This window comes from Flavobacterium amniphilum (assembly GCF_023634845.1).
In the GTDB taxonomy this organism is placed as follows: Bacteria; Bacteroidota; Bacteroidia; order Flavobacteriales; family Flavobacteriaceae; genus Flavobacterium; species Flavobacterium amniphilum.
The window spans coordinates 14,367-36,049 of the sequence record NZ_JAMLJL010000024.1; the positions used below are offsets into that span (position 1 = coordinate 14,367).

A 21,683-nucleotide genomic window follows, 5' to 3' on the forward strand; every position below is an offset into this window, starting at 1 on the left:
TTATTTTCTGTGTTTCCACCTTTTATGTGTCCAAAGATAATATTCGGGCGCTTCCATAATTTGTTGTTCAACCTTTTTTATATAAGTTTCAGTTATCTCGTAATCCGGGATTGATGCTGTGTTTCCTTCTGCCAAAACTTCAAAAGAAGCTTCATAATACCCTCTTTTAAGTTTTTTTACCTTTAAAAAAATTACATTCATGTCAAATTCTTTGGCCAATGCCTCGGCACCAACATGTACAGGAGTTGTTATTCCCATGAAATTGCCCCAATGGTTTCTTTTGTTAAGTCTGGGAGTCTGATCACTTGCAAAACCATATACGCATAATGTGTTTTGTTTGTGGTTTTTAAGAATAGTTGCTTTGGTTTCTTTGGTGGTTACAAGTTCAGCTCCAAATTTTGAACGGATATCGCGGACTAATTTGTCAAAATGTGAATTGGCAATCTTTTTGTAAATACCAACACCTTTAAAATTAACATATTTGTTCATGGATATTACCCATTCGTAACTGGCATAATGCGAAGCCATTAAAGTAATGCTTTTTCCTTTGGATTCTAGTTCCTGATAAACCTCAAGGTTTTTAAATGTAAAACGCTTGTCCATTTCTTTTTCGGAAATTGTCAGGGTTTTGATCATTTCCAGAAACATATCACATAAATGTTGATAAGACTTTTTTTCTATAGCAAGTCTTTCTTTTGCTGATAAATGTGGTAATGCTATTTCAAGGTTTTTACGTACTGTTTTTTTTCGGTATCCGATTAAACGATACACTATCAAATAAACAAAATCAGAGAAAAAGTAAAAAAGCCTGAAAGGAAGTATCGAAATAATCCAGAGAAGCGGATAAATAATGACAAAAACTAAGAATTGCATTGATAAAAATTTTGATACAAATATAAACCTTTATTCTTGTTTTAGGTTTTAATCGCTTTAATTGGTTTTTGCTATATTTACTGTAAAATTAATTTTATGAATCTTTTTCTTATTGCAATCATAATTGCCAACGTTCTTTTTAGTTATAAAGGTCTTACTGATTATTCTTTTTTCAGGAAAAATGAATTCCATATAGGCAGTATCAGATCAGGTGAACAAATACGAATGATCAGTTCGGCATTTTTACATGTTGATTATATGCATCTGGCTTTTAATATGTTTACGCTTTATATGTTTGCACCCGGAGTTATTGGGTACTTTGGGAATTTCACCTTTTTATTGATCTATGCCGGCAGTTTGGTTTCCGGCAGTTTATTAACGATATATTTCCACCAGAATGATTTTGGCTATAGGGCTGTTGGTGCTTCAGGAGCTGTTACCGGAATTTTGTATTCGGCGATATTGATAAATCCCGATATGGATTTGAGATTGTTTTTTATTCCTATTGATATACCGGCCTATGTTTTTGGTATTGGTTATTTATTGTATTCGATTTATGGAATGAAAGCCAAGAATGACAATATTGGACATACGGCTCATTTCGGAGGTGCGATAGGAGGATATGCCATTACCTTAATAAAAGATCCTCTGATGTTGACGGAAAATCTGCTCATGGTTGTGCTTTTGGCTATTCCGATTATACTACTTTTTATACTTGAAAAATCAGGGAAAATATAAATTGGCACAACTTTTGAATATCCCAAAACAAATTAAATAATTAACATATGAAAAATTTAGTAGTAACCTTAATGACATTCTTAACCGTGATGACTTACGCACAAGACCAAAAATCGAATCCAGTTCCACAGATAAATGTTTCCGGGGAAGGTAAAATAAAAGTAATTCCTGATATGGCGACTATATCGATTGGAGTTGAAAATACAGGTAAAGATGCTGCTACAGTTAAGAAATTGAACGACGAAACAATTGATAAAGTTTTAAAATATATCAAGAAAAACAATATTCCACAATCTGATTTTCAGACAACACAGGTGAGTCTTTATAAAACTTACGATTATGAAAAAAAGAAAAATAATTATGTGGCAAGCCAAACCATAACGGTTACATTAAAGGATTTGAAAAAATACGATGAGTTCATGATGGATATTACCGATACTGGAATAACTAATATTGGCGGAATTGAATTCAAATCATCAAAATTAGAGCAGTATGAAGCTGAAGCGCGTAAAAAAGCAATGTTGGTTGCTAAACAAAAAGCAGCAGACTATACATCAGCTTTAAATTTGAAAGTTGGAAAGGTTTTATTGATTACTGATAACTCAAGTACTTATTATCCTCATCCGGTTATGTACAAAGGAGCAAGAGCTGAAGCAATGGATGCGGGTGCTCCGAGAGAAACATTAGCTATCGGGGAAATTGAAATCACTGCAAATGTGAATGTTTCTTTTGGATTGGAATAATTATGAAATACAACATAATAACCCGCTTCGGCGGGTTTTTTTATTAATGTATGCTGCTGCTGATCTTCCTTTCCTATATTTGCTGTAAGAATTTACTTTTATATAAATGGATTTACATAAAAATTCTATTGGATTAATTTTTTCGGGAGGCGGAACAAAAGGTTTGGCACATGCCGGCGTATTGAAATTTCTTGAGGAACAACAGATTACTCCTGTTCAAATTGCAGGAACCAGCGCCGGTGCGATTGTGGCCGCTTTGTATGCCGGTGGTAAATCACCTGACGAAATTTTGGAATTCTTCAAATCGATTTATTTTTTTAATTGGAAGCATTTTACTTTCAAGAAGGCCGGAATAATTGATTCGGATGCATTCAAGCTTTATTTTAATTCCATTTTCGGGAATAAAACCATTGGAGACCTTAAAATGAAAGTGCATATTACTGCTACCGATTTAGTAAAAGGAAAACTGAAAGTATTCGGGGAACATACAAAAGTTGTTGATGCGGTTTTGGCTTCTTCTTCTTTTCCCGGCGTTTTATCACCTTATGAAATTGACGGGAATTTGTACAGTGATGGAGGTATATTAAATCATTTCCCGACAGATATTCTTCAAGGTAGATGTGAATCGCTGATTGGGGTTTATGTGAGTCCGATCCAAAAAATAGAGGCCAAAGATTTATCCAGTATCCGTTCGGTTACGTCAAGGGCTTTTGATTTGCTTTCTGCTAATTCGAATACACATAAATTCAATATTTGTGATTGGGTTATTGAGCCTGAAGAATTAGCAAAATTCGGAACATTTGAAACGAGTAAGGCTAAAATGGATATGATCTATAAAATAGGATATGAGACCGCTAAAAAATCCTATGAAGAATTAAACTCTTAACTTAATAAAATCAATTTAATAAATGCTATCCGATATAATATTGGATAGCATTTATTAATTGAAAATCTATAAAAAACCAAGCTTTTTAGCGATTTCAATCAAATCTTTATCGCTTCCTTTTTCCTTTAAAAGCTGGTCTTTGATGTTCGCTTTTCTTTTTTCTATGGCACTCATGGAAAGTGGGATGTAGTTGGGAAGATTTACTGTTTTTACACCTTGGGAAATTAAGGTCAAAATTTGGCTGTCATGATTGTCCCAATTTATATTTCTTTTGAATAATTCTCTTTGTGACTGTATTATGGTTTTGCTTCTGAATATTTCACCGTCAAGGACTTTTTTACATATTACAGGAAACAATTCAAAGTTTATGTCACTTTTTGAAATGAATCCTTCAGGCTTGACTTCTTTAATGATTTTGTCTACTGTTAACGCTTCGCTGTGCATCGTAAGCAGTACTATTTTGCAATTAGCAAATTTTTTTCTGATCAGTATGGCTAAATCGACTCCATTATTAATATTAAATTCTTTGTATGACGGAAGGCTGATATCTAGTAATGCAAAATCAATTTTGGTATTTTGTTTTACGTGGTAATTTATTTTATTGTATGCTTCTTCACAGTTGTAACTCTTTATAAAATTTGGTTCATTTTTTTGAAAGTCGGTGTCAGATAACAGGTTTATATATCCATCAACTGTCATGGGGTGATCATCGACAATCAAAATATTAAGGCTCATGTTCATTATTTATCCAGTTTCCACAAAATTAATTAAATATTACGGGTTTACCGTAAAAGTGTATGAAATTACTGTTGTTTTTTTGTGTTAAATAAAACAAAACTAAAAAAACAAATTTTTATGAAAAGCAAATTGCATGTTGCAGGACTTGTTTTTGTTTCTTTGTTATTTTTCTCTTGTTCAGATGATTATGATTTTGATTCAGTCGAGAGAAAGAGCAATAATGTTAAATTTTCACATCAAACTGGGGAGAATGATGATTTGAAAGGAATAGCAAAGGACTCAACTTCTGTAATTATTAATGAAAAAGATAATGCCGATGACGGAGATCCAAGTAATCCAAAACCACCAAGAGGCTAAATTTATTCCAAAGATTATTTAATTAAGGCTACGCGATTTTTTTGTAATCGCATAGCCTTTGTTTTTAAAGGGCTATATTTGATGTTTTAAAAAAATAACTGCACAATTGACAACTCCAACCAAATTTTTCTGCCTGTTCCTACTATTTTTTGTTTTTTCCTGTCATAAGAAAACAGAAGTTCTGTTAGATAAAAACCATATTGATACTTTATCGGAAAACAAAAGAGAAAAGTATTTAGATTCAATTGTTAATTTACTGAAAATTAAGAATAATGATTCGGTTGTCAGGGATTTGTATTTAAAAATTTCTTCTGAATACTACTACATCAATAATTCTGAAAAGTCTTTGGATGTTAGTCTGAAATCTTTCAATTTGTCAAAGATGGCTAAAGATAGTGTCCGGATGGCCAAGTCGTTGTATCATATTGGGGATTGTTATGAAAACAATAAAAAAGACAGCGCTTATTTTTATTACCTGCAGGCTCAAAAAATTTATGAAAAAATTTCAGATTATGATAATGTAGGCAGGATGCTGTTCAATAAAGCCCATGTTTTGTTTTATGACGGAAATTATATTGAATGTGAAGTAGAGCTTTCCAAAGCATTACAGTATTTAAAAAATTCAAAGAATCACAGTCTGATTTATACCTGTAACAATTTAATGGGGAATTGTTTGGAGAAATTAGTCAGTTATGATGAAGCATTGGTATACCACAAATTGGCTTTACGGGAACTGGAAAAGATGAAAGTTGGTGATAAGGATGAAATAGAAGTTTATAATGTTACTTCCACAATTAACATCTGTAATTTATATGATTTGAAAGGAGAATTTTCAGAATCAGTGGAAAAATTACAAAGGTTGCTTTCGGAAGATTTAAGAAGAAAACAGCCCCGTTTATATGCTAATGTCTTAAGTAATTTAGCGTATTCGAAGATGAAAAGCGGAGATTTCAAGAATGTTGAATCTATGTTTTTGGAATCTTTGAAAATTGTTGACAGTATTGGAGTTGAATCTGATGTTTTATATAAAAAAATCAGGATAGGGGAATATTATTTAACACAAAGGGATACAGCTAAATCAATTCAAAATTTAAAAGATGCGAATCAACTCGCAATTAAGATTAAAAGCAGTAACGAAATCTTAACTTCTTTAAAATTACTTTCAAAAGCGGATACAAAAAACAGTCTGGTTTATTCCAACGAATATATTAGGGTTAGCGACAGTATTAATACGGTTCAAAAAAACACCCATAATAAGTATGCAAGGATTGAGTATGAAACTTCAAGAATTGAAGATGAAAACAGAATGCTGACCAAAAATAATTTTTATATTTTGATTATCTCTTTTGGTTTGATTTTATTTCTGGCGATATTTTTTGTTTTGAGGTACTTGAAATATAAAAATAAAGAATTGGAGTTTTTGCAGCAACAGCAAAAAGCTAATGAAGAAATTTATATGTTACTAACCGAACAGCATAAAAAGATCAATATTGCAAAAGAAAACGAAAAAGCCAAAATAGCAAAAGAATTACATGACGGCGTTATGAATAAAATCTATGGTGTCCGCATGAATTTGGGCTTTTTTAATTCTAAAATTGAGGAAAGTATCATTGAAAAAAGAAAAGAATATATTTTTGAATTGCAGAATATTGAAAATGAAATCAGAAGTATATCACACGATATAAGTAAAAGTTCTTTTTTTGACGGTAATGATTTCAATGTGTTGCTGATGAGTTTAATTGAAAATCAAAAAGACATAAGCCGCACCGAATTTAAATATATAAATGATGGAAATTTTGAATGGGGAACTATTCAAAATATATACAAGATTAATGTATACCGAATTGTGCAGGAAGCAATTTTGAATATTAACAAATACTCAAATGCAAAAAAATGTGATGTGAAAATCCTGAGAAAAAATGATACTACTTTACTTCTGAGTATTAGCGATGACGGTGAAGGATTTGATGTTAAAACCAGAAAAAGCGGTATTGGATTGAACAATATGAAAGAAAGAGCTAATTCTTTAAACGGCCAATTTAATATTGAATCAAAAATCGGCGAAGGAACAAAGATTGAAGTCACACTTTGTCTTCAGGCATAGTAATTTTTATATAAAAGTTCCTTTCAGCATTATTTAGGCCTAATTTTATTTTTCAAGCTTATTTATAAATATCAATCTTATATGGAATCATTTTGTTAAGTGATTCACATCAAGTCTATTTGAATTAATTCGGAACACAATTAATTCTTATCATCTAAAACTCCCGAATTTTTAAACAGGCAAACCTTAAATGCCTGATGTTTTTATATTTTACTCCGTACTGATCGAACTAAAAATGATTATCCAATTTTGTTAAAAATAATCAATTAACACATCGTAATTATCCTTGACAAAACGATGTTATTTTTTTGTTGATTTTGTATTAAAATAACACTTCCAAAATGATATTCTGTGTAGCTATTGTGTTTATTATTAGTGTTTTAATTACTATAAGACAAAGTCCGTAATTTTTATACGAAAAGTCCGTAATTTTTAGATGAACCTTACTCTTATTTTCGCGCAAAATCAATTGTACTTAAACCTGAAAAAGTAATTTTTGGATGATTTTAAGGAAGCTTTTGACTTTGTATAAAATAGTAAAATACAAACGATGAGCTCTTTTAATCCCTCGAATTGAGGCTGTACGGAGAATATTGATTGTGGTCAAAAAAATAAGAGCGTTTAATTTATGGATAACAATGTGGTGCTGAATAGCATTAATTTGGTTTCAAAGTATTGGAAGAAAAAAATAACCAACAGAGAGGGTGTTTTTTTAAGAAACCGGAAACAGAATAATCTGCCTTCTATTACTATCGGTACTAATGAGTTGAATTACTTTAATAGTCTTACTAATAAAAACACAATAGCCAGGCTAACAGTCATAACTACGGTTTATTCTTTTTTATTAAAGAGACTGATAAGTGAATTTGACGGTTATGTTGTTTCAGATTATGAAGGTCATTCTAATACTTTGCTTCTGGCATTTCCAACAAATTTGAAATCTACTTTTAAAGAGTATCTTCAAAAAGTAAAGCTTGAAATCTTAGAAACATTTAATCATTCCGACTTTGATAAAGAAGTAATTGCTGAAAAGGCAGGTTTTGATAATTTGAACTTGTTGTCTAATTATGGTATTAACATTAATGCTCTTTCTAAATCAGATTGTAACGGTATTCTGTTTAATGTAAAGATTACGGAAAATGATGGGTTAGAGATTCAAATTTCCTATTTGGAAGGATTTGTTAAAGATACTGTTGCGAACTTTCTTATTAAATCTTTTAAAGATTTCCTGATTAATTTAGAAAGCAATATTGATGTTAATCTATCAGAATTTAATCTGCTTTCCGAAAAGGAAAAATCTCAATTGTTAGTTGATTTTAATGAGACTTATGTTGCTTATCCGGATGATAAAACTATAGTTGATTTGTTTGAGGATCAGGTGACAAAAACTCCACATAATCTAGCTGTTGTATTTAAGGAATCGCACCTGACTTATGAGGAATTAAATAAAAAAGCTAATCAATTAGCGAATTATATCATTACAAAAGACATTATCAATAAGGGTGATATTGTCGGTGTGTTTTTACCAAAATCTGATACCGGAATCATTTCATTACTAGCAATATTGAAATTGGGTGCGGTTTATTTACCAATTGATACTAATTATCCCAAGGAAAGAATTGACCATTTAATTAAAGACAGCGGATTAAAATTGGTTATCAGTGATACAGCTGGATTAGTAATTGATAATTGTGATTGTTTGAATATCAATGAAATAAATTTTGAAAATTACTGCTGTGATAATCTCAATTCAGTTATTTCTTCTGATGATTCAGCATACTTAATTTATACTTCGGGTTCTACCGGACTTCCCAAAGGAGTCGTGGTTTCGCATACCAGCAATGTAAATATGTCTTTAGACCAGATCAGGACTTTCGAAATTACTGAAAGTGATAAAGTGGTTTGGTTTGCTTCGGTTGCTTTTGACGCATCGATATCTGAGATTATGATGAGCTTGTATAGCGGTGCAACACTTACTATACCAACGGAAGAAACCATAAAAGATAAAGATCAGTTTGTCGATTTTATAAAAGTAACAAAATCTTCGGTGGTTACTTTTCCTCCAAGCTACTTAGGATTATTGTCTGAAGAAGAAATTTCGGGCCTAAGGTGTATTATCACTGCCGGAGAATCGGCTAATCCTGCTAAAGCAAATGCTGTTGTAGCTTCAGGAACCGATTATTATAACGCTTACGGTCCAACTGAATGTGCAGTTTGTGTGTCGATTTATAAAGTTTCCAAGGATGATATAGATAAGTCCATTATTCCAATAGGAAAACCAATCTCCAATTTGCAGGTTTACATCTTGGACGAAAGGTTAAAACCGGTGCCAATTGGTGTTTCCGGGAAGTTATATGTCTCAGGAGTAGGTTTAGCGAAAGGCTACCTAAACAGAACCGAACTTACAAACGAGAAATTTATACCCAATCCATTTGCAGAAAACCAACTAATGTATGAAACCGGAGATTTGGCTTGCTGGCTGCCTGACGGAAATATTGAGTTTTTGGGCAGAAAAGACCAGCAAATTAAAATCAGGGGATACAGAATTGAACTTGGGGAAATTGAAAATGCAATTTCGCAATTTTCTGAAGATTTGAAACAAGTGGTTGTTGAAGTTAAAGAAAACAATCAGGAAAAAGTACTCGCGGCCTACTTTGTTTCGGTTGCAGATGTAAATAAATCAGAGTTAAGAGCTTTTCTACAGGAAAAACTACCGGAATATATGGTTCCCGGTTTTTATGTGGCATTGAATGAATTACCCTTAACACCAAATGGGAAAATTGATCGGAAAGCATTACCGGAAATTACTTCCGAAGATATTATCAGAAAAGAATATGTAGCACCGAGAAATGAAACTGAAGAAAAGCTGATTGGGATATGGCAGGGAGTTTTGGGAATTGAAAAAATAGGAATAACTGATAACTTTTTTGAGTTGGGCGGACATTCACTCAAGATTACCAAAATGTTATACCAAATAAATGAAAGCTTCGGAATAGAACTACAGATGAAGAATGTTTTGGCATTGCAAAATGTTGAAGCTTTAGGGGAATTGATTGAAACCGAAATAGCATTCAAAAATGGAATAAAAACAAATAAAACAAACGACGAAACAATCAACAAGGACATAGAAGTATGGGAACTTTAACTATAAAACAACGATTAACTACACTAATTCAGCAAGGGATTCATTTTGAACTTTCCCAGGATAAACTTTTGGTAAAAGGTGATTTAAGTTCATTAAATGACGAACAAAAGCAATTTTTAAAAGATAATAAAGAAGCAATTATTTCTTTAATCCAAAGTCAAACCAGAGAAGTTCCAACAATCCGGAAAGCGGATAAAAACAGTCAGCTCCCGCTTTCTTTTTCCCAACAGGGTTTATGGCTTCTTGATAAGATTAATAGCGGTAGTTCCCATTATAATCTTACATCAACTTTTAAATTAACGGGCAAGATTAATTACACGGCATTAAACCAAACTTTTAATACGATTCTTCAAAGACATGAAAGTTTACGCAGTTACTTTTTTGTGGATGAATCCGGAGAACCGGTTCAAAATGTCCAGGAAGTAAATGATTATAATGTTGCAGTTGAAAAAGTAGATGCTGCCTCTGAAAATAGTGAACAATATATTGCCAAAATAGTTGAGGAAGAAACATTCAAAATATTTGATTTGTCCAAAGATCTATTATTAAGTATCCGATTATTGATGATCAGTGATGAAGAGCATATTTTGATTGTAACTATGCATCATATTGCTTCAGACGGTTGGTCTATGGGAATTTTGGTTAAAGAATTTAATATTCTTTATAACAGCTATTGTAAAGAACAGAGCAATCCATTACCGGAATTGAGTATTCAGTATTCGGACTACGCTTATTGGCAGAAACAATGGTTCAAAGGAAATGTTTTAGAGGACCAAACAAATTACTGGAAAAAACAATTAGCCAATTTACCAGTGGTTCACGGTTTACCATTGGATAAAGTTAGACCGTTATCACAAAGTTTCAACGGCGATGTTTACAATTCAGTAATAGATAAAAATACACTTAAAGGATTATATGATTTATGCCAATCAGAAGTAGCAACATTATTCATGGGGTTACACGCTGCTTTCAGTAGTTTATTGGCACGTTATAGTAATGAAAATGATATTGTTGTCGGAAGTCCGATTGCTAACCGTGAAAAAGCCGAAACAGCGGATTTAGTTGGTTTTTTCATGAATCTTCTTGTATTAAGAAGTGATTTGTCACAAAAACCGAGTTTCCGTGAATTAATCAGACAAAGCAAAGAGATGTTGGAAAAAGCCTATGAATTCCAACAAATGCCTTTTGAAAAATTGGTTCAGGAATTGGGTGTGAAAAGAAATCTGAGTCATAATCCACTGTTCCAGGTTTTATTTGCGCTTCACAATAATGAGCAGGAAGCCCTTTCATTGGGTGGTTTAACTATGGAATCTGTCCATTTTAAAAGTACAAACAGTGCCAAGTATGATCTAACCCTGAATATTACCGAAAGAACTACCGGATTGGAACTTTCCTGGGAATATAATACAGATCTTTTCGAAGAACAAACGATTATTGGAATGGCTGATCATTTCAATGCATTACTTGTTTCTTTACTGAATAATCCAGATCAAAACATTTTTAAAGTTGATATGATTGGTCAGAACGGAATCAATGTTATTGATCAATATTTAAAAGGGGAAGTACTTGATTTTACTGAAAAAGAGAATGCAATTCAATCATTTGAAAATCATGTAAAAAATACTCCTGACCAAACTGCTGTTACTTGTAATGATATTGTATACAGCTATAAGCAATTAGGTGGAAAAGTTAATGCAATTGCAAATTTATTAACGAACCAAGGTGTTGGGAAAGGCGATAAGGTCGGAATTTGTTTGTTGCGTGATGTGGAAATGGTAGCGGCTATTTTTGCATGCTTCAAATTGGGAGCTTGTTATATTCCACTTGATCCTGCTTATTCATCAGAGAGAATCAATCAGATAATCGAAGATGCAGAGCCTAAGACGATTGTTACTTTGAAGGCTTTGAAAGGTTTGTATTTAAGTAAAGTAACAAAACAAAGTTTTACATACGTTGACAATCTGGAATCCTCAGTTTCTGTTCAGTTAGAATCAGTTGATTATTCAAATGATGACAGCGCTTATATTATTTTTACTTCAGGTACTACGGGAAAACCTAAAGGTATCGAAGTAAGTCAAGGGAATCTTTCTAATTTATTATACAGTCTGGACAGTTCTTTCGGCAGTGATGACTGTCAAAAATGGCTTGCCCAAACCAGTATGAATTTTGACATTTCTGTTTTGGAACTTATCTGGACTATTTCAAGAGGACATTCGATTGTTTTACAAAAGTCTAATCCTTTTAAATTATTGTCGCATGAAAGGTTGGTGCCTGCAAAAAACATCGATTTCAGTGTCATGTTCTTTGGTGCCGATAAAAAGGAAGAACATAAATATGATTTATTATTAGATACGGCAAAATTTATTGATAACGCTGATTTTACGGCGATTTGGACACCTGAACGCCACTTCGGTGAGTTTGGTGGTGCGTTTCCAAATCCTTCAGTATTAAGTGCTGCTTTATCTGTTTTGACCAAAAATATCAGTATCCGTTCAGGAAGTGTTGTTCTTCCGCTACATGATCCAATCCGTGTTGCCGAAGAATGGGCGATAGTTGATAATTTAAGTAACGGACGTGCCGGTTTGAGTATTGCTTCAGGATGGCATCCGGATGATTTCGTTTTCGCAAATTCAGATTACAATAACCGTCATCAGGAAATGCGTGAAAGAATCGTTGAACTTAAAAAACTTTGGAAAGGTGATTCAATTGTGCGTAAAAACGGAGTTGGTAATGATTTTACAATTAAAGTAAGACCAACACCGATACAACAGGAATTACCAATTTGGGTTACTGCCGCAGGAAATCCCGAAACCTTTAAATATGCCGGGGAAATAGGTGCCAATGTGCTAACCCATATTTTGGGACAATCGATGGAGCAGTTAGCTGAAAACATCAAAACTTACCATAAGGCACTTAGCGATAACGGATTCAGTATTGAAGACAAAAAAGTTACACTGATGATTCATACGTATATCGATTCATCTGAGCAGACTGCTTTGAATATCAGTGAAAAACCTTTCAAATCTTATTTGGAATCTTCGATTAAACTAATGGAACCATTGGCGAAAGAAATGGGATTGGATTTGAACACGCAAACAGATGAAATCATTGATATCGCTTATAAAAAATTCAGTAAAAACAACACGCTGATCGGTTCGCCTGAATCTTGCCAGAAAATGCTTTTTGATATTCAGAATATCGGTGTGACTGAAATTGCGTGCTTGGTTGATTTCGGTGTTGATAATGAAAAAGTGTTAGCCGGATTGGAAAAAATAGTTGAAGCTAAAACATTATATCAATCACAGGTTGAATTAGCAAAATTACTGGATGTTGACAATCAAAAAACCGAACTGGATCTGATTGATGACCATAAGATAACCCACGTTCAAATGACACCATCACAGGCTAAACTTACAATTGATTTGTATAACCAGACCCAAACAAAAGAATTGTCATCTGTCGAGCATTGGTTTATTGGTGGGGAGCCATTAAGTACAGATTTGGTTTTCAATCTGAGTTCAGCCGTTAATTGTAAGTTGTACAATATGTACGGACCAACAGAAACAACGGTTTGGTCAGCATGGAGAGAGATCAGCAGTAATGATTTCAAAATCGGAAAACCAATCCACAATACTGATTTGTTGCTTTTAAACGAATTTGAACAACAGGTTCCGGTTGGAGTAGTAGGTGAACTTTACATTGGCGGAAAAGGAGTTGCTAAAGGATATTATAATAATGCTGAGCTTACGGAGAAGAGTTTTAAAGAAATCAATAACCCTAATTTCGCCGGGAACAGATTCTATAAAACCGGTGATTTAATGCGATTGACTGCCAATGGAACATTTGAATACATTGGACGTAAAGATAATCAGGTTAAAGTAAACGGTTACCGTATCGAACTTGGAGAAATTGAAAGCGTAACTTCAAAATTATCAGGAGTTAAGGATTGTAAGGTTGTAGCAATTACAGAAAATGATGCCACTCATTTATCGGCTTATGTTGTTAAAGAAGAGATTGTTTACGGCGATTACAAAGAACTTCCGGCAGAAAAACAAGCCAAGCCTTTCTATTTTGCCGATGGCAGTTTAATATACCACCAGTCCAACCGCCAGTTAGCGATGTTGTATGATGAAATATTCGAAGACGGAATCTACTTCAAACACGGTATATCAATTCCTGAAAACGGATTGGTTTTGGACGTAGGTTCAAACGTTGGAGGATTTTGTATCGATGTTAACCAAAGACAGCCAAGCGCATCGGTTATTGCATTTGAACCTATTCCGCAAATTTTCTCTGCCTTGAAACAAAACTTTGAACACCGCCAGATCAAAGGACGTATTTTAAATTATGGTGTTTCAAACAAAAAAGAGAGCGTAGTATTTAACTATTATCCGGAAATGTCAGGTTTATCCGGAAGATTTGCCGATAAGGACACAATCGTGGACGCTGTTGAAAAATATATAGAGAATAATAAAGAAACATCAGTTGATGATGTAAAATTATCAGGTGATGAAAACGAAATCGTAAAATCTTTTTATAATTCATTTGACGGTTCAAAAGGATTATCAGAGGAATACAAAGAATACATCGCTTCACTATATCAAACTGAAGAAGTTGAATGTCAATTGACTACAGTTTCGGATGTTATCGATGAATTGAATATCCAATCAATTGATTTATTGAAAGTTGATGCCGAGAAGAGTGAATGCCTTGTTTTAGAGGGTATCAGACCTGAACATTGGCCAATGATTCATCAGTTGGCGGTTGAAGTCGATGGTGACAGTAACTTGAACATAATTGTAAAATTACTCAATGAGAAAGGTTATGATGTGAACGTTGATGAGTTATTGATGAGTGATGCCACGACTGAAAACGATGATAATACGTACATGCTTTATGCAATCCTTCCTAATTTCTCCACTAAAGAAAATGGTGATGCGGTACAAAATTTCGGAGCACAGGCAGATGAAAAATCGATTAGGGATTACTTGAAAAAAATGCTTCCGGATTATATGAATCCTAAAGATATTATTATGGTTCCTTCCATTCCTTTAATGGAAAACGGAAAGGTTAATATGGTGAAGTTAAAGGAAATTCGACCTCAAAAAGCAACTGAAAATACTGTAGCCACACTTAACAGTAAATTAGAATTAGACATTTACCGCCTTTGGTGTGAAGTTTTAAAGCGCGAAAACATCCCTTATCACGTGAGTATTTTCGAAGCAGGAGGAAATTCAATTGAAATTGTTTTGCTGCATGAAAAAATGCAGGCCGAATTCAAAATTGTTTTTTCATTGATCGAACTTTTCCGTAATCCTACCATTGAACAGCAGGCCAAATTAATTCAAAATGCAATTAACCAAAACACGGCCGCAGGTAATGATGAAGCGATGAAAAAAGCAGTAAACAAAGGAATGGCCAGAAGAAACGCAAGAGCAAACAGAACTTAATTGACACCACGTTGGAAAAAATGAAACAAGTTAACGAAAATGATATAGCAATCATCGGAATGGCAGGACGCTTTCCGGATGCTAAAAATATACAGGAGTATTGGCAAAATCTGGTTGATGGTGTCAACAGTATCAATGAAGCAACTGAAGAAGAGATTATTGCTTCAGGTGTTTCCAAAGAAATGCTTAACCACAAGCGTTTTGTTAATGCAAGTTCAAAGCTTGCCGATGCAAAGTATTTTGATGCCGATTTTTTTGGATTAGCCAATAGTGAAGCCACTATTATGGATCCGCAAATCCGGTTATTGTTGCAAACGAGTTGGCATGCCATTGAAGATGCCGGTTATGATGTAAACCGACTGGAAGGATCTGTTGGTAATTTTTGTGGGATGTCCACGAATTCCTATCTGATGAGTGTTTTGAAATCGAGCACACTTAATGAACAAGCCGATTTATTACTTTATAGAATATTAAACGAAAAAGACTTTTTGGCCACGTGGATTTCCTACAAATTAAACTTGACTGGTCCGGCATTTAGTGTACAAACGGCTTGTTCAACTTCATTGTTAGCAGTTCATTTAGCCTGTCAAAGTTTGTTAAGTTATGAATGTGATATGGCTTTGGCCGGAGGTGTTTCTTTTGATTCAGATGAGAGAGTTGGTTATATACACATGCCGGAATCCATTTATTCAAAAGATGGGGTCTGCCGTCCTTTTGACAGTAAGGCAAGCGGAACAATCAGCGGAGACGGTGTAGGCTCAATTGTATTGAAAAGAGCTACTGATGCAGTTAGGGACAATGACCATATTTATGCATTGATCAAAGGAAGTGCCGTAAATAATGATGGTGCCAATAAGCAAGGATATACAACTCCAAGTGTTGATTTTCAAAGAGATGTGGTTTTGGAAGCTTTGTCAATAGCTGATATTAATCCGGAGACCATTGGAATGATTGAAGCACATGGAACGGGAACTTACATTGGTGATCCAATTGAGGTTTCGGCTCTTACTGAGGCATTCCGTGAATTTACAAATGAGAAGCAATATTGCGCAATCGGTTCAGTAAAAAGTAATATCGGACACTTGGATGCAGCAGCCGGAATAGCTTCAATTATAAAAGCGGCTTTGTGCGTAAATAAAGGGATTTTGGTTCCAAGTTTGAATTTTTCGGAAGCAAATCCAGCTTTAAATCTGAATACTTCGCCTTTTTATGTGAGTCAGGAGAATGCTGCATGGCCGGAACATTTTGAACTTCGAAGAGCCGGAATTACTTCTTTGGGAGTTGGCGGAACGAATGTTCATGTGATAATTGAGCAGCCTCCGGTGATTGCTGAAAAAGAGATGGCTGAGCGCCCATATATTGTTGCTTTATCATCTTTAAATGAAGAAAATCTTCAGCAGCAAAAACAAAAACTTGCTGAATATATCGATGTAAATCCTAATGTGAATCTTGCTGATTTAGAGTTTACAAGTTTATATGGACGAAAAGTAATGCCTCATAAATTTAGTACGGTTTGCAGGGACGCAGCCGAATTGAAAGCCCAGTTAAAAGGAACACAAAACGATGGTTGTTATGTAGGTTATGACCAAACAACGCAAAACATATTTATGTTTCCGGGACAAGGAAGTCAATATACCAATATGGCTTTGGAATTGTACCAAAACAACGAAGCCTTCAAAAATGACATGGATTACTGCTTCGGGCATTTGAAATCGTTAAGTCAGACTAATTTCAAGGAAATCATTTTTTCAGAAGAAAGTGATTTGTTAGACCAAACCGAAAATACCCAGGTGGCATTATTTATAGTTGAATATTGTCTTGCGAAAGAGTTGATGAGAAACGGTATTAAACCAAATGCCATCATTGGTCACAGTTTGGGAGAATATGTGGCAGCTTGCATTGCGGGATGTATATCATTGGATGATGCGCTAAAACTGGTTTACCACCGTGGAAGATTAATGGGTTCAATGGAGGAAGGAGCTATGCTTTTGGTTCAATCTACCGAAGAAAACCTGAAGTCTTTATTATTGGATCCTATTTCGGTTTGTGCATTTAATACAGACGAAAGTATTGTAATTGGTGGTCCAAAAGATGCCATTCAAACACAATCTGTATTATTGGAACAAAACAGTATCGGATACAGAAAATTAAAAGTATCACATGCTTATCATACACAAATGATGCGTAATGCATTGGCTGAATTTGAGACGGTTCTGTCCCAGGTTGAATTTAAAAGTTTTGATACAGTAATTTTTTCAACATTTACAGGGAATCAGGTAGAACCAAGTGAATTCTGTTCTGTAGCGTATTGGTTGGACCAGATCATTCATCCGGTTAAGTTTGTTCAGGCCGCAAAAAGTGCAGCCGACTATTTTTCAAATCCGGTTTTCATTGAAGTTGGCCCCGGAAATGGTTTATCATCTTTTGTTAAAACTATTTTCAACAATGGTATCAGTTCGGTAAATCTTCTTCCTAAACCATCAAATAACAATAATTCAGTGCATAATCTTTATACAGCAAAAGCTATTCTTTTTGCAAAAGGTTTAGTATTCGATTTACCGGAAGCTCATGACGGAAAAAGAATTTCGATGCCAGGTTATGCCTTTTCAAAAACCAGATTTTGGAAACCAAAAGCGACTATCAATTACGATAATTTCTCAGAAATAACTACTTCTTATCATTACACTGAAGATAAGTACCAAAGAGAAAGACTCAGAAGTACCATCGAAATTGAACTTGGTAATACAAATACAATTTCTGCTGAAATTTTAAAGAATTTAAACGATTTACATACCGAATATCTAAACAACATTAAAAAGCTTTTCCCATCTGAAAACAGTATTGACGGAAGGGTTGAGGCAATGTATGATGAGATTTTACCAAGCATTGAGAAAGTTTCATCAGACACAATAAACTTTAATGAGAAGAGAAACGTCAGTAGTGTATTTGTAGCACCTGCAACCAACACAGAGAAAATTATAGCAGAACATTGGGGCAGCATTTTGGGATATCAGCCGGTAGGTATACTGGACAACTATTTTGAAGTGGGTGGAAATTCTTTATTGGCCACAAAATTACTGACACAATTGTCGGATGAATTTGAAATTACATTGGTTTTCAGGGAATTGTCAGAATGTGTTTCGATAAAAGAATTGGCAGTTTTAATTGATTCGAAAAATGCTATTAATGAGTTGGTAGAATCTATTGAAATAGAGAATAATACTATTGATAATAATTTCATTGAATTATGAGTATAGAGCTATTATTAAAAGAGTTGCTTGATAATAATGTAAAACTTTCTGTAAAGGGAGACAAACTTTTGTGTCAGTTGCCCGAAGCAGGAATTAACGATAAACTTTTTGAATCTTTAAAAGAGCAAAAAGAAGAATTAAAAAAAGCAATTCTGCAAAAGATAAATTTTAGAAAGTATCAGCCTATACCTAAAGCAGCGGCAATGGATAGCTATCCTTTGACGTCTTCCCAAAAAAGATTATGGGTACTAAGTCAGTTTGAAGGAGGATCCCAGGCTTATAATATGTCTTTTGTTACCAAGTTGACAGGAGAATTAAATGTTGCTTACTTTGAAAAAGCATTCAAAGAACTTATTGAACGCCATGAAATTCTGAGAACCTTATTCAAATCCGATGATGAAACTCAGGACGTAAGACAAATTATTGTTGGCTTAAATGAAATTGATTTTACCATTGAGCAACCTGATTTTTCGGGTCAAGTTAATTGTCATCAAGAAGTGGAAAATTATCTTGAGCTTAAGAATAAAGAGGCTTTTGATCTTGAAAACGGACCTCTACTGCGTGTGTCATTAATTAAGACTGCTGAAAATGAGTATGTCTTTTTATTAAGTATGCATCACATTATTAGCGACGGATGGTCCATGGAATTAATGGTTTCCGAGATTGTCCAACGTTACAACAACTTATTGGCAGAAAAAGAGAATGCTATTCAGGCACTTGCTATTCAATATAAAGATTATGCTACTTGGTTGGAAGCAGAAAAGCAAAATGCAAAGTATCAGGAATCTGAGAAATACTGGATTGAGAAATTTACAGGTGATTTAATTCCGCTTACATTGCCGAGTTCACGACCAAGACCCGCTATTCAGACTTTTAACGGAAATGATCTTTCGCATACTTTTTCGGAAGCGTTTACAACTAAAATGAAGTTGTTTTCGGAAGAGAAGGGAGTAACAATGTTTACGACTTTGATGACCGTTATCAAAGCTTTATTATACCGTTATTCGGGTCAGAATGACATTATTGTCGGAACACCAATTGCAGGAAGGGAACACCCTGATTTGGAAAACCAGATTGGAATGTATGTGAATACATTGGCTATCAGAACCCAATTTGAAGAGAAAAACACTTTTGCAGAGCTTCTGCAAATAGAGAAAGACAATTTGATTGCAGCAAATGAGCATCAGATGTATTCGCTGGATGAATTGGTAAGCAAACTCAATGTAAAAAGAGATTTAAGACGTTCTGTTCTGTTTGATGTAATGGTGGTTTACCAAAACCAGTCTTTACTCAATTTAGGAAGTAAAAAAGAAGATGCTGACAATTTGTGTTTTGAAAAATTTGATCTTCATAAGAAATCATCTCAATTTGATATCAGTTTTAACTTTTCGGAAACCGATAATCAGCTTGGATTAAATATAGAATACAATACAGACATTTATGATGCATTCCTGATTGAGCGTATTTTTTCACATTTTGTTAATTTTTCGGAAAAAGCACTAACGCAGCCTGAAATATTTATTGAAGAGGTTGATTACCTGACAGAAGCAGAGAAAAATCAACTATTATTTGATTTTAACGATACTACTGTTGGTTACCCAAAAGATAAAACGATCGTTGATTTATTTGAAGAACAAGTTGACAAAACACCAAATAATATTGCAGTTGTCTTCGAAGATATTGAATTAACGTATAAAGAACTTAACGAACAAGCTAATCGCTTAGCATACTATTTAAGAGAAAACTATGATATAAAACCCGACGATTTAATCGGAATCAAACTGGAAAGAAGTGAGAAAATGGTTGTTTCGATTTTAGGAATTTTAAAATCTGGAGCCGCTTATGTTCCAATTGATCCGGTTAACCCTCAGGACCGAATCGATTATATTGAAAAAGACAGTAACAGCAAACTTGTTATTGATGATAATGAGTTGGATTTGTTTTATGTGGATCAGGAAAAATATTCAGTTTCAAATCCTGAAGGAGTCAATTCCCCGGATGATTTGATTTATGTGATTTATACTTCGGGCACTACCGGAAATCCAAAAGGAACATTATTGGAACACAAAAATGTTGTGAGATTGTTTTTTACCGATAAGCCTTTGTTTGACTTTAACGAAAAGGATGTTTGGACAATGTTTCATTCCTATGCGTTTGATTTCTCTGTTTGGGAAATGTACGGAGCCTTGTTGTTTGGAGGAAAATTGGTTGTTGTACCCAAATTGATTGCAAAAAACACACCGGAATTCTTAGGATTATTACAGGATCAATCGGTAACAGTATTGAACCAGACACCTTCTTCTTTTTATAATCTGATCAATAACGAAATTGAAGATGAAAAGAAATGTCATACACTTAGATATGTCATTTTTGGAGGAGAAGCATTAAATCCAGTTTTGTTGCAGGATTGGCATCAAAAATATCCTGATGCAAAACTGATCAATATGTATGGTATTACTGAAACTACTGTACATGTTACTTACAAGGAGATTAATGAAAAAGAAATATGCTCTGAGCAATCCAATATCGGTAAACCGATCCCAACATTAAATTGCTACATCTTAGATGCTAATAAAAACTTGGCTCCAATTGGTGTTACGGGAGAATTATATGTAGCCGGATTAGGCTTAGCTCGCGGATATTTAAACCTGCCTGAATTAACATCCAAAAAATTCATTCCAAATCCTTTTGTAGAAGGCGAACGCTTGTATGATTCGGGAGATTTAGCTTGCTGGTTACCTGACGGAAATCTTGAATATCTGGGAAGAAAAGACCAACAGGTTAAAATAAGGGGTTACCGTATCGAACTTGGTGATATTGAGAATGCAATATTACAGTATTCCGATGAAGTGAAGCATGTAGTGGTTGATGTTAAAGAGATTAACCACGAGAAGCTATTGGTTGCTTACCTAGTGTCAAATTCCACTATTGAGAAATCAGAACTGCGTAGTTTTTTATTGGGTAAAATTCCGGAATATATGATCCCAAGCTACTTTGTTTACTTAGAAGAACTGCCATTGACTTCCAACGGAAAAGTTAACCGGAAAGCATTACCGGCAGTTACAGGAGATGATGCTGTTTTGAAAACATATGTGGCACCGGTTAATGATCTTGAAGAACAGATTTTGGCAATCATAAATGAAATGACACCTGTGAATCAAGGAAGAGTGGGTGTGACGGATAATTTTTTTGAAATCGGATTAAACTCTCTTTCCATTGTGAAAGTGACAAACATAATCAAGAAAGATTTGGGGATAGAAGTGAAGCTATTGGATTTGTTTCAGTTTCCAAATGTAAAAATGTTGGTTGAAAACTTACAGGATAAGAAAGAAGAAAAATCAGAAACATTTCACGAAAATGTATCTGAAGACATGGATTCAATGGTTGATTTATTTTAA

Annotated in this window: 11 protein-coding genes; 9 read left to right on the top strand and 2 right to left on the bottom strand. The window is 34.1% G+C overall.

Features of this window, described 5'->3' with window-relative positions; translation table 11 throughout:
* Positions 1-873, bottom strand: a complete 873-nt coding sequence (locus NAT51_RS18260) for a lysophospholipid acyltransferase family protein (protein WP_250601286.1) — start codon at positions 871-873, stop codon at positions 1-3.
* Positions 874-969: 96 nt separating this feature from the next.
* On the opposite strand from NAT51_RS18260, the gene NAT51_RS18265 reads away from it, so the two are divergent.
* From NAT51_RS18265 to NAT51_RS18275, 3 genes are all read left to right on the top strand, one after another.
* Complete coding sequence (locus NAT51_RS18265; RefSeq protein ID WP_250601288.1) at positions 970-1,611, top strand: rhomboid family intramembrane serine protease; 642 nt, start codon at positions 970-972, stop codon at positions 1,609-1,611.
* Between the two features lie 47 nt (positions 1,612-1,658).
* Positions 1,659-2,354: an SIMPL domain-containing protein gene (locus tag NAT51_RS18270; protein WP_250601290.1), complete on the top strand. Its 696-nt coding sequence runs from the start codon at positions 1,659-1,661 to the stop codon at positions 2,352-2,354.
* Positions 2,355-2,460: 106 nt separating this feature from the next.
* Positions 2,461-3,240, top strand: coding sequence for a patatin-like phospholipase family protein (locus NAT51_RS18275; RefSeq protein WP_250601291.1), 780 nt, complete (start codon positions 2,461-2,463; stop codon positions 3,238-3,240).
* Between the two features lie 66 nt (positions 3,241-3,306).
* On the opposite strand, the gene NAT51_RS18280 is transcribed toward NAT51_RS18275, so the two are convergent.
* The gene (locus NAT51_RS18280; RefSeq protein ID WP_250601293.1) at positions 3,307-3,975 is read right to left on the bottom strand and encodes a response regulator; all 669 of its coding nucleotides are present in this window, start codon (positions 3,973-3,975) and stop codon (positions 3,307-3,309) included.
* Between the two features lie 120 nt (positions 3,976-4,095).
* On the opposite strand from NAT51_RS18280, the gene NAT51_RS18285 reads away from it, so the two are divergent.
* From NAT51_RS18285 to NAT51_RS18310, 6 genes are all read left to right on the top strand, one after another.
* A complete protein-coding gene (locus NAT51_RS18285) occupies positions 4,096-4,335 on the top strand; it encodes a hypothetical protein (protein WP_250601295.1) in 240 nt (79 codons plus the stop codon).
* Between the two features lie 106 nt (positions 4,336-4,441).
* Complete coding sequence (locus NAT51_RS18290) at positions 4,442-6,439, top strand: tetratricopeptide repeat-containing sensor histidine kinase (RefSeq protein ID WP_250601297.1); 1,998 nt, start codon at positions 4,442-4,444, stop codon at positions 6,437-6,439.
* Positions 6,440-7,067: 628 nt separating this feature from the next.
* Positions 7,068-9,584, top strand: coding sequence for a non-ribosomal peptide synthetase (locus tag NAT51_RS18295; protein ID WP_250601299.1), 2,517 nt, complete (start codon positions 7,068-7,070; stop codon positions 9,582-9,584).
* Positions 9,572-15,034, top strand: a complete 5,463-nt coding sequence (locus tag NAT51_RS18300; RefSeq protein WP_250601301.1) for a MupA/Atu3671 family FMN-dependent luciferase-like monooxygenase — start codon at positions 9,572-9,574, stop codon at positions 15,032-15,034. The genes NAT51_RS18295 and NAT51_RS18300 overlap by 13 nt, the downstream gene beginning before the upstream one ends.
* Positions 15,035-15,054: 20 nt before the next feature.
* Positions 15,055-18,285 carry a type I polyketide synthase gene (locus NAT51_RS18305; RefSeq protein ID WP_250601303.1) on the top strand — a complete coding sequence of 1,077 codons (3,231 nt, stop codon included), beginning with the start codon at positions 15,055-15,057 and terminating at the stop codon, positions 18,283-18,285.
* Complete coding sequence (locus NAT51_RS18310; RefSeq protein ID WP_250601304.1) at positions 18,282-21,683, top strand: non-ribosomal peptide synthetase; 3,402 nt, start codon at positions 18,282-18,284, stop codon at positions 21,681-21,683. Before NAT51_RS18305 ends, NAT51_RS18310 begins: the two co-directional genes overlap by 4 nt.

Bases quoted from the DNA above. Each gene is read 5' to 3' on its own strand.
- NAT51_RS18275 (WP_250601291.1), top strand. From the start codon at position 2,461: ATGGATTTACATAAAAATTCTATTGGATTAATTTTTTCGGGAGGCGGA.
- NAT51_RS18270 (WP_250601290.1), top strand. From the start codon at position 1,659: ATGAAAAATTTAGTAGTAACCTTAATGACATTCTTAACCGTGATGACT.
- NAT51_RS18285 (WP_250601295.1), top strand. From the start codon at position 4,096: ATGAAAAGCAAATTGCATGTTGCAGGACTTGTTTTTGTTTCTTTGTTA.
- NAT51_RS18295 (WP_250601299.1), top strand. From the start codon at position 7,068: ATGGATAACAATGTGGTGCTGAATAGCATTAATTTGGTTTCAAAGTAT.
- NAT51_RS18305 (WP_250601303.1), top strand. From the start codon at position 15,055: ATGAAACAAGTTAACGAAAATGATATAGCAATCATCGGAATGGCAGGA.
- NAT51_RS18260 (WP_250601286.1), bottom strand. From the start codon at position 873: ATGCAATTCTTAGTTTTTGTCATTATTTATCCGCTTCTCTGGATTATT.
- NAT51_RS18280 (WP_250601293.1), bottom strand. From the start codon at position 3,975: ATGAGCCTTAATATTTTGATTGTCGATGATCACCCCATGACAGTTGAT.
- NAT51_RS18300 (WP_250601301.1), top strand. From the start codon at position 9,572: ATGGGAACTTTAACTATAAAACAACGATTAACTACACTAATTCAGCAA.
- NAT51_RS18310 (WP_250601304.1), top strand. From the start codon at position 18,282: ATGAGTATAGAGCTATTATTAAAAGAGTTGCTTGATAATAATGTAAAA.
- NAT51_RS18265 (WP_250601288.1), top strand. From the start codon at position 970: ATGAATCTTTTTCTTATTGCAATCATAATTGCCAACGTTCTTTTTAGT.